Here is a 16,514-nt window from a genome sequence, read left to right as displayed (position 1 = left end):
TTTGGCATTTCTGCGCATACTATAAAGCAGTTCAGGGGAAGTGAGGGACACGGCATGTGTGGAATTGCGGGATTTGTCAACGCCCGGGGCGATGCGGAAGGCCCGGTACTGCAGGCGATGCTGCGGCGCATCGCCCACCGCGGGCCGGACGGCCAGGGCGTATTTCTGGAGGGGCGGGCGGCGCTGGGACACCGGCGGCTGGCGATCATCGATCTGGAGGGCGGCCCCCAGCCCATGTTCAACGAAGACGGGCGTTTTGTGGTGGTTTTCAACGGGGAGATCTACAACTACCAGGCACTGACGGAAGAACTGGTCGCCGCCGGGCACACCTTTGCCACCCGGTCGGACACCGAGGTACTGCTCCACGGCTGGGAAGCCTGGGGCCGGGATCTGCTGCCCCGGCTGCGGGGGATGTTTGCCTTTGCCCTGTGGGACCGAAAAACCGGCACGCTGTTCTGTGCCCGGGACCCTTTCGGCATCAAGCCGCTGTATTATTACCAGGCGGCGGACGGCACACTGCTGTTCGCCAGCGAGATCAAGGCGTTTCTGGATCATCCGGCCTTTGAAAAGCGCCTCAACGAGAGTCAGCTGGAACTCTACCTGAGTTTTCAGTATTCACCGGGGGAGGAGACCTTTTTTCGCGGCGTGAAAAAGCTGCTGCCCGCCCACTGTCTGACGCTGGACAGCAGCGGCCTGCGGGTGGAACGGTGGTGGCAGGCAGAATTCACCCCGGAGCTTTCCCCCACCGACTGGGCCGCGGCCATCGACGATACCATGCAGGGCAGCGTCGCCGCCCACAAGATCGCCGACGTGGAGGTGGCGGGCTTTCTTTCGGGCGGGGTGGATTCCGCCTACATCACCGCACTGGCCCGCCCCACCCGCTGCTATACCATCGGGTATGCCGAGGCCGGCTACGACGAAGCGGACCAGGCGGCCCACCTGGCCAGGGTGCTGGGCATCCAGAGCCGGGTGCGGCGCATCACGCCGGAAGAATTCTGGAACGCCATTCCCGCCGTCCAGTACCACATGGACGAACCGCTGGCGGATGCCGCCGCGGTGGCCCTGTATTTTCTCAACGGGGAGGCGGCAAAGGATGTAAAGGTCTGCCTTTCCGGCGAGGGTGCCGACGAATTCTTTGCGGGGTACAACATCTACAAAGAACCCTTTACCGCCACCTGGTACGACCGGCTGCCCGCCGGGCTGCGCCGGGTACTGGGAGCGGTGGCGGAACGTCTGCCCGCGGTGCCGGGGGTGAATTTTCTGGTACGGCGGGCGCGGCCGCTGGCCCAGCGGTACTACGGCAACACCGCCCTGTTCACCGAACGGCAGAAACGCAGGCTGCTGCGCCACGACTACCGCGCCGCCCTGCCCTTTGACCTGGCTCGTCCCTACTGGCAGGCCAGCGCCGGGCTGGACCCGGTGACCCGGATGCAGTGGTGTGATCTGCACCTGTGGCTGGCCGGGGACATCCTTCTTAAGGCCGACAAGATGAGCATGGCCCACAGCCTGGAGCTTCGGGTGCCCTTTCTGGACCGGGAGGTCTTTGCCCTGGCCCGCCGCCTGCCCCCCGACGCCAAAGCCGACGCCCGCCAGACCAAAAAGGCCCTGCGGGCCGCGGCGGCCCGGCATCTGCCTTTGCCCAGCGCCGAGCGGAAAAAGCGGGGTTTTCCGGTGCCGGTGCGGGACTGGCTGCGGGACCCGGTGTACGCAGCCCGGGTGCGTGCCGCTTTCGACAGCCCGGCGGCGGCGCGGTTCTTTCAGGTTCGGCAGCTGCATATCCTGTTAGACCGGCACTTGCGGCGCCGGCAGGACAATTGGCGGCAGATCTTTTGTATCTACTGCTTTCTGGTTTGGTATGAGCAGTTTTTTGGGAGTGATGCGGCATGAATTTGTGTGAGCTTTTGCAGGCCACCGACGGCGTCCTGCTCCAGGGAGACGCCCGCGCCGACGTACAGACCCTGTGTTATGATTCCCGCGCCGTGACGCCGGGCGCGCTCTTTGTCTGCCTGCCCGGTCTGCACACCGACGGGCACGCCTATGCAGTCCGGGCCGCCGCGGCGGGGGCCGTAGGCATTGTCTGTGAGCGGCCGATCCCCGGCCTGCCCGAAGCACTGCCCGTGATCCAGGTGACCCACAGCCGCCGGGCGCTGGCCCAGCTGGCCATCCGGCTTTACGGCGAACCGGCCCGGCAGCTGACCATGATCGGCATCACCGGCACCAAGGGCAAGACCACCACCGCCCATCTGGTCGCTGCCGTGCTCACAGCCGCCGGGCGCAAGGTTGGACTCATCGGCACCAACGGTGTGCGCTGGCCGGGATACCGCCATCCGCTGGACCACACCACGCCGGAGAGCAGCGATCTCCAGCAGCTTCTGCGCCGGATGGTGGACGCCGGCTGCGACACCTGCGTCATGGAGGTTTCCAGTCTCGGCCTCAAGATGGACCGGGTCACCGGCATCGAATATGACATCGGCATCTTCACCAACCTTTCCCCCGATCACATCGGGCCGGGAGAACACGCCAGCTTTGCCGAGTACCGGGCCTGGAAGAGCGTGCTGTTCCGACGCTGCCGGGTGGGCATCGTCAACGCCGATGATCCGCAGACCGAAGCCATCCTGACCCAGCACACCTGCCGGGTGGTGACCTACGGCATGGACCGCCCCGCCGACTGGCGGGCCGGGACGGATTTCACACTGCTCCATCGCCCGGGACTTCTGGGCGTCACCTTTACCGCCGCCGGGCCGGAGGGCGGTTCCCGGGAATACCAGCTGGCCATGCCGGGACGGTTCAGCATCTACAACGCCCTGGCGGCCATCGCCGCGGCGGGGATTCTGCAGCTGCCCGACACCGCCGTACAGACAGGGCTGCGCACCGCCGTGGTGGAAGGCCGGGTGGAGCCGGTGCCGATCCACGCCCCCTTCACCGTGGTACTGGACTACGCCCACAACGAAGCGGCCGCCGAAAATCTGCTGACCACCCTGCGGGCTTACCGGCCCACCCGGCTGATCGTAGTGTTCGGCTGCGGCGGCGGAAGAAGCCGGGTGCGGCGGTTCGGCATGGGGGAAGCCTGCGCCCGGCTGGCGGATTTCTGCATCGTGACGGAGGACAACAGCCGCGGGGAACCGCTGGCGGATATTCTGGCAGACATCCGCACCGGGCTGCGCCGGGGCAATCCCGACACGCCTTTTGTGGAAATTTCCGACCGGCGGCAGGCGCTCTATGATGCGCTGGACATGGCCCGTCCCGGGGACATTGTGGCGGTCATCGGCAAAGGGCACGAGACAACGCTGCAGCGCGGCAGCGAAACGATTCCCTTCTGTGAGCGGGAGATCATCCGGAATTACATGGCAGGCAGACGGACATAAAAAAGCGGAGGCATCCCGGACCGGGGTGCCTCCGCTTGGTTTATCGTTTTTGCAGCAGGGCCAGTTCTTCGGCGGTAAGTTCCCGCCACTGTCCCGGTGCCAGCGCCGCATCCAGCGCTACGCCGCCGATGGCGTACCGGTGCAGGGCATTGACCCCCGCCCCGTAGACGCCGAACATCCGTTTGATCTGGTGGTAGACCCCCTGGTGCAGCGTGACCTTTACCACGCAGGGGTCCTCCCCCGCCGGTTCCGCTTCCGCCGGAGCCATGGTCTCGCCGTCGGCCAGCGTCACCCCCGCGGCAAACCCTGCCCGCATGGCGTCGGTCAGCGGAGTGTCCAGGGTGACCAGGTACTGCTTGTCCACATGGTGAGCCGGAGAGAGCAGGTCATGGGCCAGGGCGCCGTCATCGGTGAGCAGCACAAAGCCGGTGCTGGTCTTGTCCAGACGCCCCGCCGGAAACAGCGCCCGCCGCGGGAAATCCGCCGCCACCAGGTCCACCACCGTGGTGTCCCGCTTGTCCCGGCTGGCACTGACCACCCCCTCGGGTTTGTTCAGCATGATATAGACATATTTCTGGTAGCTGCCCGCCAGCGGGGTGCCGTCCACGGCGATGGCCGCGTCCTCGGCCACCTGGGTGTCCGCCTTGCGGCAGACCATGCCGTTCACCGCCACCCGGCCTTTGGTGATGGCCTTGCGGCTCTCGCTGCGGGTCAGGCCGGTGCGTTCCGACAGGTACTTATCCAGCCGCATCATGCCTCGTGCTCCTGGGTGATGGCCGCCGTCTTGCCCCGGGAAGCCTTGATCAGGTCGGCGGGAGCGCACTCGATCTGGGTGCCGATCCGCCCGCCCGAGACCAGCATGGTGGGCTGGGCCAGGCAGCTCTCGTCAAACACCGTGACGTACTGCTTCTTCATGCCCACCGGGCTGCAGCCGCCCCGGATGTACCCGGTGACCTTGTTGATGTCCGCCACATGGATCATGGCCACGCTCTTGACGCCGGCCGCCTTGGCCGCTTTTTTCAGGTCCAGCTCCGCCAGCACCGGCACCACGAACACATAGTAGTTGCGGTCCGCCCCCTGGGTGACCAGCGTCTTGAACACTCTGGCCGGGTCCTGCCCCGTCAGCCTGGCCACCGAGGCGCCGTCCACCGCCTGGCCCTCCTCGTGAGGATATTCATGCGCCGTATAGGCGATCTTGGCGCGCTCCAGCATCCGCATGGCGTTGGTTTTTGCTTCTTTTCCCATAAAGAATCCCTCTTTTGCAAACTCTTGTTGGCCCCTATTATAAGCCGGTCCTCTTTTTTCTGCAAGGGGGCTTGACTTCAATGCTTTAAAGTGTTAAAATCCCGGTATCGAGAAAAATCTAGGGTACAGGAGACAGGAAAATGATCATCGTATTGAAGCAGAACGCCCCCGCCGACCAGGTTGCCGCTTTTTGCACCGAATTGCGCGGTATGGGTTTTGAAATCAACGACTCCACCGGCCATGACACCCACATTCTGGGACTCATCGGGGACACCAAGGCCCTGGCCGAGAGCTGGGTGCTGGCCAACCCCGTGGTGGACACCTGCCGCCGGGTCAGTGAGCCCTACAAAAAGGCCAACCGGAAATTCCACCCCGACGATACCGTGGTGGATGTGGGCGGCCACAAGATCGGCGGCGGCTACTTTGCGGTGATGAGCGGTCCCTGCAGCGTGGAAGGCAAGGACCAGATCATCGGCATCGCCCAGCGGGTGAAAGCCGCCGGAGCCAGCATCCTGCGGGGCGGGGCCTTCAAACCACGCACCAGCCCCTACAGTTTCCAGGGGCTGCGGGCCGAGGGGCTGGAGCTCTTGCAGGAAGCCCGGGCCGTGACCGGGCAGCCCATCGTCACCGAGCTGATGAACAATGAGCACATTCCCCTATTCCTGGACGCCAAGGTGGATATGATCCAGATCGGCGCCCGCAACATGCAGAACTTTGAGCTGCTCAAGGCGGTGGGCAAGCTGAAGATTCCTGTGCTGCTCAAGCGGGGACTCTCCTCCACGCTGGAGGAGCTGGTCATGAGCGCCGAGTACATCATGGCGGAGGGCAACCCCAACGTGGTGCTCTGCGAACGGGGCATCCGCACCTTCGAGACCAGCATGCGCAACACGCTGGACATCTCCGCTGTGCCCATGCTGAAAAAGATGACCCACCTGCCGGTGGTCATCGACCCCAGCCACGCGGCAGGCATTGCCTTCATGGTACCGGCACTGGCCCAGGCGGCCGTGGCTGTGGGGGCCGACGGTCTGATGATCGAGACCCACAACGATCCCGCCAAAGCCAAGAGCGACGGCGCCCAGAGCCTGACTCCCGATCAGTTCGACGCGCTCATGGGCGTGATTCGTCCCGAACTGGAATTCTTCGGCAAAACCCTGAACTGATTTCCATTCCTCCAAAAAAGGCGAACGGTCAAAAGACCGTCCGCCTTTTTGTGTTACGTGGACAGGGATGTGATGGCCTGGGAGAAAAAGCTGAGGATGATCACAATGGCAACGATCCACCCGAGCCAGCGGTTGGCCGCCTTCTGATCCTGCTTTTTGTTTCCCAGCTGATAGGGATGGGCCGGTGTCCGGCGCGGCTGCGGTTTGGCAGGGCGTGCCGCCGGTTTCCTGTCGGGCACCTGCCGTACCCGGTGCAGAATCTTTTCCCTGTTGACTTCGTGGGTGTGTACAGTTTCGCTGCGCAGGGTGTAGCGGTTTTCCGGCGGGATGGGCATGCCGCAGTCCTCACACCGTCCGTTGACGACTTTGCCGCCGCACAGGCTGCATTTTTGCATAGGGGTCCCTCCTTCCATAGATTTCTGAAGTTTTATCGCCTTTTCAGGACGCTGCGTTGGCAGCTCGGTGGGCCGCCGTCTTGCGGTGCATGGCCTCCGAAGAGACCGTCATAAGGATCAGTGCCGCCAGCAGATACCACGGGAACAGCGTCATGCTGATATGCTGGGCCAGCAGTCCGAAGAAGGGCGGCAGCAGTGTGGTGCCCACATAGGCAGCGGCCATCTGCACCCCGGTCATGGACATGCTGAGATTGCGCCCGAAGTTGGCGGGGGTTTCGTGGATGATGCTGGGATAGATGGGCGCGCAGCCCAACCCCACGATGATGAGGCCCGCGAAGAGCAGGCCGTTGCCCGCCGGCAGGAAGATCAGGAGCAGTCCCGCCAGGATCACCGCCTGCCCGCCCAGGATCATCTGGTGGTCGTTGAATTTCATGGTGAGAAAGCCGCAGAAAAACCGGCCCACCGTGATGCCCAGATAGAACAGGCTGGCCCAGCCCGCCGCGGTGCCGGCGTCGATGCCCCGCACCAGGGTGCAGTAGCTGGCCGCCCACATACCGGTGGTGCATTCCACTGCCGAATAGCAGGCGAAGCTGACCATGACCTCCGGCACGCCGGGAATCCGCATAAGCTGGGGCAAGCTGCGGTGTTCCGGCGTAATATCAGCCGCCCCCGTCCGGTCCGGACGCTTCCAGAGCGGCAGACTGAAAACCAGCACCGCGGTGAGGACGATCTGCAGCAGCGAAATGATCCGATAGCCGCTCTGCCAGGTATCTGCCGCCAGAGCCCACCCCATGATCACAGGGCCGATGCTGGCGCCGATGCCCCACATGCAGTGCAGCCAGCTCATATGGCGGCTTTCGTAATGAAGGGCCACATAGTTGTTGAGGGCCGCATCCACGCTGCCGGCGCCCAGACCGTAGGGCACCGCCCACAGGCAGAGCTGCCAGAAGGCTGTGGAGAGGGAAAACCCGAACAGCGCCACCGCCGTCAGGGCCACACTGCAGGCGGTGACCTTGCCGGTCCCCAGGCGGCTGTTGAGCCGGTCGCTGGCCAGGCTGGACACGATGGTGCCTGCCGAGATGATCATGGATACCGCCCCGGCCCAGGAGAGGTCCGCCCCCATTTGTCCGTACATGCTGGGCCAGGCCGCTCCCAGCAGACCGTCAGGCAGGCCCAGACTGATGAATGCCAGATAGATCACCGGCAGCAGCAACGAAACCATAGAATCCTCTTTTCCTGTTTCTCCAATCTGTCTTGATTATATCATGTCCGGTCGCCGGTGGGTATGCCCTTTGGCGAATTTTGTCCGCTTTTTCCACAAAAAAACACGCAGCGGCCGCACAACCGCTGCGTGTTTTGTCTGGATCAGCGCGTCACTTCAGTACAGCGCCCTGGTTGGCGCTGGTGACAAGCCGCGCATACCGTGCCAGCCAACCCGACTTGACGTTGGGTTCCGGCTGGACGTAGGCCGCCTTGCGGCGGGCCAGCTCTTCGTCGTCCACCGCCAGATGGATGGACGCGTTGGGAATATCGATCTCGATGGTGTCTCCCTCTTTGACCAGACCGATGGGACCGCCCGAGGCTGCCTCCGGCGAAACATGGCCGATGGCCGCACCGCGGCTGGCCCCGGAGAACCGCCCGTCGGTGATGAGCGCCACGGTGGTGTCCAGCTTCATGCCCGCCAGCGCGCTGGTGGGGTTGAGCATCTCCCGCATGCCGGGGCCGCCCTTGGGACCCTCATACCGGATGACCACCACGTCACCGGGATGGATCTCGCCGGCGTAGATGGCCGCGATGGCGGTCTCCTCACTGTCGAAGACCCGGGCCGGACCGCTGTGGACCTGCATTTCGGGCGCCACGGCGCTGCGCTTGACCACGCAGCCGTCGGGGGCGATGTTGCCCCAGAGGATCTGCAAACCGCCGTTGGGACTGTAGGGGTTGGTGATGGGCCGGATGGCCTTCTCGTCCAGAATCTTCGCCCCTGCGATGTTCTCTCCCAGGGTCTTGCCGGTGACGGTGGGCACCTCCAGGTCCAGCAGGCCCGCCTTGGCCAGCTCCGCCTGCACGGCGGGGATGCCGCCCGCCTCGTAAAGGTCGGGCATATGGGTGGGACCCGCCGGGGCCAGATGACAGAGGTTGGGCGTTTTGGCGCTGATCTCATTGAAGAGCTTCAGGTCGATGGGCACCCCTGCCTCCTCGGCGATGGCCAGCAGGTGCAGCACCGTATTGGTGGAGCAGCCCAGAGCCATATCGCAGGTCAGGGCATTGCGGATGCTCCGCTCGTTGATGATCTGCCGTGCCGTCACGCCCCGGTTCACCAGGTCCATGATGGCCATACCGGCGCGCTTGCCCAGCTGGAGCCGCTTGGCGTAGACGGCGGGAATGGTGCCGTTACCGGGCAGCGCAATGCCGATGGCTTCGCACAGGCAATTCATGCTGTTGGCGGTGTACATGCCGGAGCAGGAACCGCAGCCGGGGCAGCAGTTGCAGGTGCAGTCCTCCAGCTGTTCGTCGTTGATGAGGCCCGCTTTATAGGCACCCACCGCCTCGAACATCTTGGAAAGGCTGACCTCCTCGCCGCCGTAGCGTCCGGCCAGCATGGGGCCGCCGGAGCACACGATGGCGGGCACGTCCATCCGCACCGCCGCCATGACCATGCCGGGCACAATCTTGTCGCAGTTGGGCACCAGCACCAGGCCGTCCAGCTGGTGGGCCATATACATGGTCTCCACGCTGTCGCAGATCAGCTCGCGGCTGGCCAGAGAGTATTTCATACCCACGTGGCCCATGGCGATGCCGTCGCAGACGCCGATGGCCGGGATGAGGATCGGGGTGCCGCCGGCCATCCGCACACCGGCCTTGACGGCATCCGCCAGCTTGTCCAGGTTCATGTGGCCGGGCACGATCTCGCTGTAGGCCGAGACCACACCGATCAGCGGGCGATCCAGTTCCTCCGGCGTGTAGCCCAGCGCATAGAACAGGCTGCGGTTGGGCGCCCGTTCGGGGCCCTTTTTCACGTTATCGCTGTTCATTGGTCTTTTCTCCATTCGGTTGGATTTGAGGGATTCTCCGGCGCAGAATTACTTCTTCAGCCAGCTCATCATCTGACGCAGTTCCTTGCCCACCTTCTCGATGAGGTGCTCGGACTGCATGCGGCGCTCCGCCAGGAAGTGGACCTTACGGCCGCCGTTGGGGCTCATCTCGGTGAGGAATTCGGAGGCAAAGGTGCCGTCCTGGATCTCCTGCAGGACCTTCTTCATCTCCTTGCGGGTCTCGGCGGTGATCAGGCGCTTGCCGGTGCGGTAGTCGCCGTACTCGGCAGTGTTGGAGATGGAGTAGCGCATCTTGTCGAAGCCGCCCTCGTTGATCAGGTCGACGATGAGCTTCATCTCATGGCAGGTCTCGAAGTAAGCCATCTCCGGCGCGTAGCCCGCTTCCACCAGGGTGTCGAAGCCGGCATGGATGAGCTCGCAGACACCGCCGCACAGCACAGCCTGCTCGCCGAAGAGGTCGGTCTCGGTCTCCTCCTTGAAGGTGGTCTCCAGGATGCCCGCACGGCCGGCGCCGATGCCGGAAGCATAGGCCAGGGCCAGATCCTTGGCCTTGCCGGTGTAATCCTGCTCCACGCAGATCAGGGACGGGCAGCCCTCACCCTCGGTGTACAGACGGCGGACGATGTGACCGGGGCCCTTGGGGGCGATCATGATGACGTCCACATTCTTCGGCGGGGTGATGGTCTTGAAATGGATGTTGAAGCCGTGGGCAAAGGCCAGGGCCTTGCCTTCGGTCATGTAGGGGGCGATCTGGCGGTTGTAGATGTCGGCGCACAGTTCATCGGGCACGAGCATCATGACGATGTCGCCGGCCTTGGCAGCCTCTTCCACTTCCATGACCTTGAAGTTGGGATGGGTGGCGGCAAATTCAGAGGCCTTCTCCCAGTGGCTGGAGCCTTTGCGCAGACCGACCACGACGTTGACGCCGCTTTCGGCCAGGTTTTCGGAATGGGCGTGGCCCTGAGAACCGAAGCCGATGACGGCGACGGTCTTGCCATCGAGCATGCCGAGGTTGCAGTCGGAATCGTAGTACTTGTTGATAGCCATGATGATTGTCTCCTTTTTATATAATCTCTCTATAATCTTCCTCTATAGGGGGAACAAAGTGGTGGGCCCTCACTCCTGAGGGCAGTGGGTGCCGGGCAGCGGCAGCTGGGCTTCCCGGACTTCCTGCACCGGCTTCTGCATGTGCTGGTGCTTGCCGCCCCGCTCCAGCGCCGTGACGCCGGTGCGGCAGAGTTCCAGGATCTCGTAGCCGCCGAACATGGTCAGGAACGCATCGATCTTGTCCGGCTTGCCGGTGAGTTCAAAGACCATACTGTCCGGCGAAAGGTCGATGATCTTGGCTTTGTAGATGCTGGAGATCTCCCGCAGTTCGGCCCGGTTCTGGTTGGTGCAGGCCACCTTGAGCAGCAGCAGTTCCCGCTGCAGGCTCTTCTCGGGGGTCAGTTCAAAGATCTGACGGGTGACTTCCAGCCGCTCGGTCTGAAGGATCAGCTGGCTGACTTCCTGCTCGTTGCCGTGCAGCGTCACCGTGATGCGGCTGATCTTGGGATCGTTGGTGGCGGAAACCGTCAGGCTGTCGATGTTGAAGCCGCGGCGGCAGAACAGGCTGGCCACCCGCGCCAGAACACCGTTCTGGTTGTCCACCAGCAGGCTGATGACCCGCCGCTGGCTGGCATTGTTTTGCTGCATAGAATCCATCCTGTTCACCTCATTCCATGATGATATCGTTGATGTCGCCGCCGCCGGGGATCATGGGCAGCACCTTCTCGTCCTTGCCGATGCGGCAGTCGATCCAGCTGGGTCCCTGTTGCTTCATGGCGTCGGCAAAGGCCGCCTTGAATTCCTCCGGGGTGGTGGCGCGGTATCCCTTGGCTCCGAAGCCCTCGGCCACCTTGACGAAATCGGTGTGGCGGTGGGGGTCGGTGTCAGAATAGCGCTTGCCGTAGAAGGTGGTCTGCCACTGGCGGACCATGCCCAGCACCTGGTTGTTGAAGATCACCGTGATGATGGGCAGGCCGTAGCTGACGGCGGTGCAGCCCTCGTTGAGGTTCATGTGGAAGGAACCGTCACCGGTGAGCATGATGACCCGGGCGTCCCGGCCCAGCGCCATCTGGGCGCCGATAGCCGCGCCGTAGCCGAAGCCCATGGTGCCCAGACCGCCGCTGGTGAGGAAGCCGCGGCTCTTGGTGTGGTGCAGGTACTGGGCCGCCCACATCTGATGCTGGCCCACGTCGGTGACGTAGACCGCCTCGGGACCGGCCTGGCGGCAGATCTCGGCGATCATCTGGTGGGGCTTGAGTTCGGTGTCACTGTCCACCGGCTTGTAGTCGTTTTTCTGCCACTGGCGGATCTGCTCCATCCAGAGCTTGTGCTCGGTCTTTTCCACGTAGGGAAGGATGGCCTGGAGAATGTAGCTGGCGTCGCCGGTCAGGCTCAGGTCCACCGCCACGTTCTTGCCCAGCTCGCTGGGGTCGATGTCGATCTGGATGATCTTGGCCCGCTTGGCGAAGGTGTCGGGATTGAGCGCCACCCGGTCGCTGAACCGGGTGCCCACGGCGATGACCAGGTCGGCCTCGTCGATGGCCTTGTTGGCGGTGTAGCAGCCGTGCATGCCCAGCAGGCCCAGGTTATGGGGTTCGCCGTAGCTGAGAACGCCGGCGGCCATCAGGGTGTAGGTGGCCGGCATACCGGCCTTTTCCAGCAGGTCCCGCAGGGGCTGGCAGCCCGCCGCGCTGCGGACGCCGCCGCCGAAGTAGACGACGGGACGCTGGGCGGCGTTGATCATCTCGGCCGCTTTCTTCACGTCCTCCTCATTGTAACTGGTGACGGTGCGGATGAGTTCCGGCGCCTTGGGGGTGAACTCGCAGACGGCGGCAGTCACATCCTTGGGGATGTCCACCAGCACCGGGCCCTTGCGGCCCTGCTGGGCGATGCGGAAAGCCGCCCGCATGGTGTCGGCCAGGTCCTCCACCCGGCGCACCGTGTAGTTGTGCTTGGTGATGGGCATCGTGATGCCCTCGATGTAGGCTTCCTGGAAGGAGTCCCGGCCCAGCAATGTGGTGGCCACGTTGCCGGTGAAGGCAACCATGGGCACGCTGTCCATATAGGCGGTGGCGATGCCGGTGACCAGATTGGTGGCACCGGGGCCGCTGGTGGCCAGCACCACGCCGGTGCGGCCGGTGGCCCGGGCATAGCCGTCCGCCGCGTGGGAGGCGCCCTGCTCGTGGGCGGTCAGCACGGTGTGGATGCGGTCGGAATTCTTATACAATTCGTCGTAGAGGTTGAGGACGGCGCCGCCGGGATAGCCGAACAGGGTATCGACCCCCTGCTCTGCCAGGACCTCAACAAAGATCTGCGAACCGTTGAGTTTCATTTGCTTCTTCTCCTTCCTATTTTCTGCGCCGGCTGCGGGGTGCGCAAACAAGAATAAAAAAACAGCCTTTGCCCCTTGAACCCAAGAGACAAAGGCTGTGTAAGCGCTCTGCGGTACCACTCTTATTGGGACGTTCGTCCCCACTCACCGGACTTCCAACAAAGTCCTGCACTGTAACGGGTGCCCCCGTATCCTCTTACTGGCCGAAGCGTTCAGTGGATCTGCTCCGGGATCAGTTCGCGATCTGCTCGCCCTGCTGCCTTGCACCAACCGGCAGTTCTCTGGTGGCTGTGTTCAGACCGTTACTAGTTCCCATCCAAGCATTTGCTGAATTTGTGTTAAACTATACCGCACTTTGACCCGTTTGTCAAGTTTTTTTGTGAAAATCTTGCAACTTTATGCGGTACTGTTTATACTGAGAGTAGTTTTCTTGGGAAAGGATCGATAACTATGCAACGTATGGAATGGCTGGCACGTCTGGATGCTCTGGTGGTGTTCCGCAATCTGCTGGACACGGCGCTCCTGCGTGCGCTGCGCGCGGCACTGGCCGCGGAGGAATGTGATCTGGGCGGCACGGTGGCCGCTTTTGAGGCGGTACTGTTTGCCCGCGGCACCAACTGGACCGACGCCCTGCTGGACGCCGTGCTGGAGGATGAGAACCTCTGTCTGCGCACGGCAGCGGGAGGCGATGCGGGGCCGGTGCTGGAAAAGGCCCTGACCGGAGAGCTGGACTTCCTGCAGGCGCTGGGCCGGGCAAGCCTGGACGACCTGTGCCACGGTGCGCCGGACTATCTGCCCCGGTGGGAGACCACCCCGGATGCCGACTTCCACGCCGCCTACGCGGCACGGCGGGCGGCGGTGGGCCAGAAGGGCTACGGCATCTTTGCCCGGCATCACGTCTTCACGCTGGAGGACGGGCATCTGGTGCCGGTGCGGTACCCCGATCCCCAGCGGCTGAGCGAACTGCCCGGCTATGAGCGGGAGCGGGAAAAGGTCATTGCCAACACCCGGGCGCTGCTGGAGGGTAAACCCACCAACAACGTGCTGCTCTACGGCGATGCAGGCACCGGCAAGTCCAGCACGGTGAAGGCCATCGCCAACGAGTTTGCCCCCGACGGGCTGCGGCTCATCGAAGTGAAGAAGAACCAGCTGTATCAGATCCCCGCCCTGATGGATGATCTGGCGAAGAATCCCCTGAAGTTCATCCTCTTCATCGACGACCTGAGCTTTACCGCCAACGACGACAACTTTGCGGCGCTGAAAGCCATTCTGGAGGGCAGCGTGGGCGGCCGCAGCCACAACGTGGCGGTGTATGCCACCAGCAACCGGCGGCATCTTGTGAAAGAATCCATGTCGGATCGCAGCGGCGACGACCTGCACGCCTCGGACACCCGCCAGGAGCTCATGAGCCTGGCGGCCCGCTTCGGCCTGACGGTCACCTTCCAGCAGCCCGACAAGGAGCGGTTCGACACCATTCTGCTGGAACTGGCCCGCCAGTACGGCGTCCAGATGCCCAGCGACCAGCTCTTCATCAAAGGGTCGGCCTTCGCCCTGCGGGCGGGGGGCCGAAGCCCCCGGGTGGCCAAGCAGTTCATCGAGATGCTGGCCGGCGGCGTGAAGGTGTAAATCAGAAGATGGGGACAGGGGTCTTCGGGCCCCTGTTCTTTTTATACGCGCTCGCTGACCAGTTCAAAACCGGCTTCGGTGAGGCGCTGCTTGATTTCCTCGATCTGGGCGGCGTTGCGGGTCTCCAGCCCCAGCTTGAGGAAGCAGCTGGTAATGGCCATGTTGGCGTCCGACCGATCGTGGTGAACGCTGACCACGTTGGCTCCGCAGGCCGAAATGATGTCACTGACCAGCGTCAGCTGACCGGGTTTGTCCTCCAGGGCGATCATCAGGTTGGCTTTGCGGCCGCTCATGACCAGCCCGCGGGTGATGACCCGGGAGAGGATATTCACGTCGATGTTGCCCCCCGAGATCAGGCAGACCACCTTTTTGCCCGCCAGCGGCAGCTTGCCGAAGAGGGCCGCCGCCACCGGCGTGGCACCGGCGCCCTCCGCCACCAGCTTCTGGTTTTCCATCAGCGAGAGAATGGCCGCGGCGATCTCATCCTCACTGACCGTGACCACATCGTCCACGTAGTTTTCCACCATCTGGTAGGTCAGCTCGCCGGGCGTCTTGACGGCGATGCCGTCCGCAAAGGTGTCCACACGGTCCAGTGTTTCGTAGTGGTGATCGTGGAAGGCCCGCGCCATGCTGGGAGCACCCGCCGCCTGTACACCGTAGACCTTGACTTCGGGGCGCAGACTCTTGATGGCAAAGGCTACACCGGAGATCAGGCCGCCGCCCCCCACCGGCACGATGACCGCGTCCACATCGGGCAGCTGGTCCAGGATCTCCAGACCGATGGTCCCCTGCCCCGCAATGACCAGTTCGTCATCGTAGGGATGGATGAAGGTCATGCCTGTCTCCTGCTGGAGCTCCACCGCCCGGTCATGGGCATCGTCGTAGGTGCCTTTGACCAGTTCCACCTCGGCCCCCAGCCGCTTGGTGCTCTCCACCTTCATGATGGGGGCGCCGTCCGGCATGCAGACCACGCTCTTGATGCCCATGCGGGTGGCGGCCAGCGCCACACCCTGGGCATGGTTGCCCGCCGAGCAGGCAATGACACCCTTGGCCCGCTCCGCCTCGGTGAGCTGGCTGATCTTGTAGTAGGCGCCGCGCACCTTGAAGCTGCCGGTCACCTGCAGGTTCTCCGTCTTGAGGTACAGATCGGTGCCGGGGCAAAGCCGCGGGGCGGCGATGAGGTCGGTCTTGCGCGCGATCTGCTTGAGAATGAATTTGGCGTGATAGATCTTATCCAGTGTGAGCATGGACGTCTCCCCCTCGTTTGACAAATAGCACAGCCCGACCCGGAAAACTTCCGGACCGGGCTTTGGATTGCTTCCTCGCAATCTGTGGCGCTTGTTTGATTATAGTTGAGTATTTCTAATTTGTAAAGTGAAAAATATTCACGTATAATGCAATTGTACAGTTGCACAAAAGACGACTTTATTTTTTGTGCATTCCTGAGAAGATTGTCCAGTGAAAAAAACAAAACAGGCCTTCCGCACTTCTGTGTGGAAAGCCTGCCAAACAAAAACCGGGGTGCTCCAGCAGGGACACCCCAGTTTTTACGCTTGCTTATTCCTCGGTGAAGGAATCCTTGCCCAGACCGCAGACGGGGCAGACCCAATCAGCGGGGACATCCTCCCAGGCAGTGCCGGGGGCGATGCCATTGTCGGGATCACCGACGGCGGGATCATACACATAGCCACAGGGGCAGGCATACTTCTTCATAGTAAAACGCTCCTTTTATCGTAAAAAATTTGGAAAACTGGGAAATCAAGCCTTCCACAGACCATGCAGGTTGCAGTAGGCGTAGACAGCCACGACCTCGTCGCCGGCCGTCAGGGCGAAATCCGCCTTGGGGGCCTCGCCGGGCTTCAGATGCTTGATCTGGCTGCCCTGCTTGGTCTGCAGCGAAATCCAGGGGATGTAATGCTCGTCCATCATGGGATGCTCCACGCTGCCCACCGTCACATGCACGACGCCATTGTCGACGGTGTAAACCGGGATGTGCTTCTCATGGGCAGCCTCCACGGTGCCGGGCACCAGCGGAGTCATCTTCTGACCGCAGCAGAATACCGGGACACCCTTGTCCTCCACCATCGTGATGATGTTGCCGCAGTGCTCGCAGATAAAGTATTTCAGTTCCATAGCTTGCCTCCTTGGGTTTGCTCTGTATTATAATTAAGATTACTTCTCAGTGCGGACCGTGCTCCCCGGTCCTTGGCTTTATTATATCATACTATTTTACTTTGTAAAGGGCTTTTTAAGATTTATTACTAATTTTTTTGAATTGTACAATCACCCTG

15 protein-coding genes and 1 other annotated feature are annotated in these 16,514 nt (G+C 62.7%); of the genes, 4 read left to right on the top strand and 11 right to left on the bottom strand.

Translation table 11 applies throughout. From position 1 onward, the window contains the following. Window positions 1-54 precede the first annotated feature (54 nt). Together asnB and NQ490_RS10430 are read left to right on the top strand one after the other, a co-directional pair. Complete coding sequence (asnB, locus tag NQ490_RS10435; RefSeq protein WP_007045728.1) at window positions 55-1,887, top strand: asparagine synthase (glutamine-hydrolyzing); 1,833 nt, start codon at window positions 55-57, stop codon at window positions 1,885-1,887. After that, window positions 1,884-3,365, top strand: coding sequence for a UDP-N-acetylmuramoyl-L-alanyl-D-glutamate--2,6-diaminopimelate ligase (locus NQ490_RS10430; RefSeq protein ID WP_007045727.1), 1,482 nt, complete (start codon window positions 1,884-1,886; stop codon window positions 3,363-3,365). The genes asnB and NQ490_RS10430 overlap by 4 nt, the downstream gene beginning before the upstream one ends. A gap of 40 nt (window positions 3,366-3,405) precedes the next feature. Here the strand turns inward: NQ490_RS10430 and NQ490_RS10425 are convergent, their stop codons facing one another. After that, window positions 3,406-4,116: a pseudouridine synthase gene (locus tag NQ490_RS10425; RefSeq protein WP_050764712.1), complete on the bottom strand. Its 711-nt coding sequence runs from the start codon at window positions 4,114-4,116 to the stop codon at window positions 3,406-3,408. Then, window positions 4,116-4,610: a Cys-tRNA(Pro) deacylase gene (ybaK, locus tag NQ490_RS10420; protein ID WP_007045725.1), complete on the bottom strand. Its 495-nt coding sequence runs from the start codon at window positions 4,608-4,610 to the stop codon at window positions 4,116-4,118. The genes NQ490_RS10425 and ybaK overlap by 1 nt, the downstream gene beginning before the upstream one ends. Before the next feature lie 140 nt (window positions 4,611-4,750). On the opposite strand from ybaK, the gene aroF reads away from it, so the two are divergent. After that, window positions 4,751-5,770, top strand: a complete 1,020-nt coding sequence (aroF, locus tag NQ490_RS10415) for a 3-deoxy-7-phosphoheptulonate synthase (protein ID WP_007045724.1) — start codon at window positions 4,751-4,753, stop codon at window positions 5,768-5,770. Between the two features lie 53 nt (window positions 5,771-5,823). Here the strand turns inward: aroF and NQ490_RS10410 are convergent, their stop codons facing one another. The 6 genes from NQ490_RS10410 to ilvB all read right to left on the bottom strand — a co-directional run bounded on the left by NQ490_RS10410 (window position 5,824) and on the right by ilvB (window position 12,597). Continuing rightward, window positions 5,824-6,165 (bottom strand): hypothetical protein, encoded by a 342-nt coding sequence (locus tag NQ490_RS10410; RefSeq protein WP_007045723.1) that lies wholly within the window; start codon window positions 6,163-6,165, stop codon window positions 5,824-5,826. 43 nt (window positions 6,166-6,208) lie between these two features. Next, complete coding sequence (locus tag NQ490_RS10405) at window positions 6,209-7,387, bottom strand: MFS transporter (protein ID WP_007045722.1); 1,179 nt, start codon at window positions 7,385-7,387, stop codon at window positions 6,209-6,211. Window positions 7,388-7,538: 151 nt separating this feature from the next. Then, a complete protein-coding gene (gene ilvD, locus NQ490_RS10400) occupies window positions 7,539-9,197 on the bottom strand; it encodes a dihydroxy-acid dehydratase (RefSeq protein WP_040917396.1) in 1,659 nt (552 codons plus the stop codon). 48 nt (window positions 9,198-9,245) lie between these two features. Beyond that, complete coding sequence (ilvC, locus tag NQ490_RS10395) at window positions 9,246-10,265, bottom strand: ketol-acid reductoisomerase (RefSeq protein WP_007045720.1); 1,020 nt, start codon at window positions 10,263-10,265, stop codon at window positions 9,246-9,248. A gap of 69 nt (window positions 10,266-10,334) precedes the next feature. Next, entirely contained in the window at window positions 10,335-10,922 is a 588-nt protein-coding gene (ilvN, locus tag NQ490_RS10390; protein ID WP_007045719.1) for an acetolactate synthase small subunit, read from the bottom strand. A 10-nt stretch (window positions 10,923-10,932) separates the two neighbouring features. Further along, window positions 10,933-12,597 carry a biosynthetic-type acetolactate synthase large subunit gene (gene ilvB, locus NQ490_RS10385; RefSeq protein ID WP_040917392.1) on the bottom strand — a complete coding sequence of 555 codons (1,665 nt, stop codon included), beginning with the start codon at window positions 12,595-12,597 and terminating at the stop codon, window positions 10,933-10,935. Between the two features lie 81 nt (window positions 12,598-12,678). Then, window positions 12,679-12,925: a binding site (T-box leader), on the bottom strand. Window positions 12,926-13,047: 122 nt separating this feature from the next. Between ilvB and NQ490_RS10380 the strand changes: the two genes are divergently transcribed. Then, complete coding sequence (locus NQ490_RS10380; RefSeq protein WP_007045716.1) at window positions 13,048-14,223, top strand: ATP-binding protein; 1,176 nt, start codon at window positions 13,048-13,050, stop codon at window positions 14,221-14,223. A 41-nt stretch (window positions 14,224-14,264) separates the two neighbouring features. On the opposite strand, the gene ilvA is transcribed toward NQ490_RS10380, so the two are convergent. From ilvA to NQ490_RS10365, 3 genes are all read right to left on the bottom strand, one after another. Next, complete coding sequence (gene ilvA / locus NQ490_RS10375; protein WP_007045715.1) at window positions 14,265-15,470, bottom strand: threonine ammonia-lyase; 1,206 nt, start codon at window positions 15,468-15,470, stop codon at window positions 14,265-14,267. Window positions 15,471-15,780: 310 nt separating this feature from the next. Further along, the gene (rd, locus tag NQ490_RS10370; RefSeq protein WP_007045714.1) at window positions 15,781-15,936 is read right to left on the bottom strand and encodes a rubredoxin; all 156 of its coding nucleotides are present in this window, start codon (window positions 15,934-15,936) and stop codon (window positions 15,781-15,783) included. Between the two features lie 45 nt (window positions 15,937-15,981). Then, a complete protein-coding gene (locus NQ490_RS10365; protein ID WP_007045713.1) occupies window positions 15,982-16,356 on the bottom strand; it encodes a desulfoferrodoxin family protein in 375 nt (124 codons plus the stop codon). Window positions 16,357-16,514: the final 158 nt, after the last annotated feature.

Source organism: Subdoligranulum variabile, from assembly GCF_025152575.1.
In the GTDB taxonomy this organism is placed as follows: Bacteria; Bacillota; Clostridia; order Oscillospirales; family Ruminococcaceae; genus Gemmiger; species Gemmiger variabilis.
This window is presented reverse-complemented; position numbering and strand designations above follow the sequence as displayed.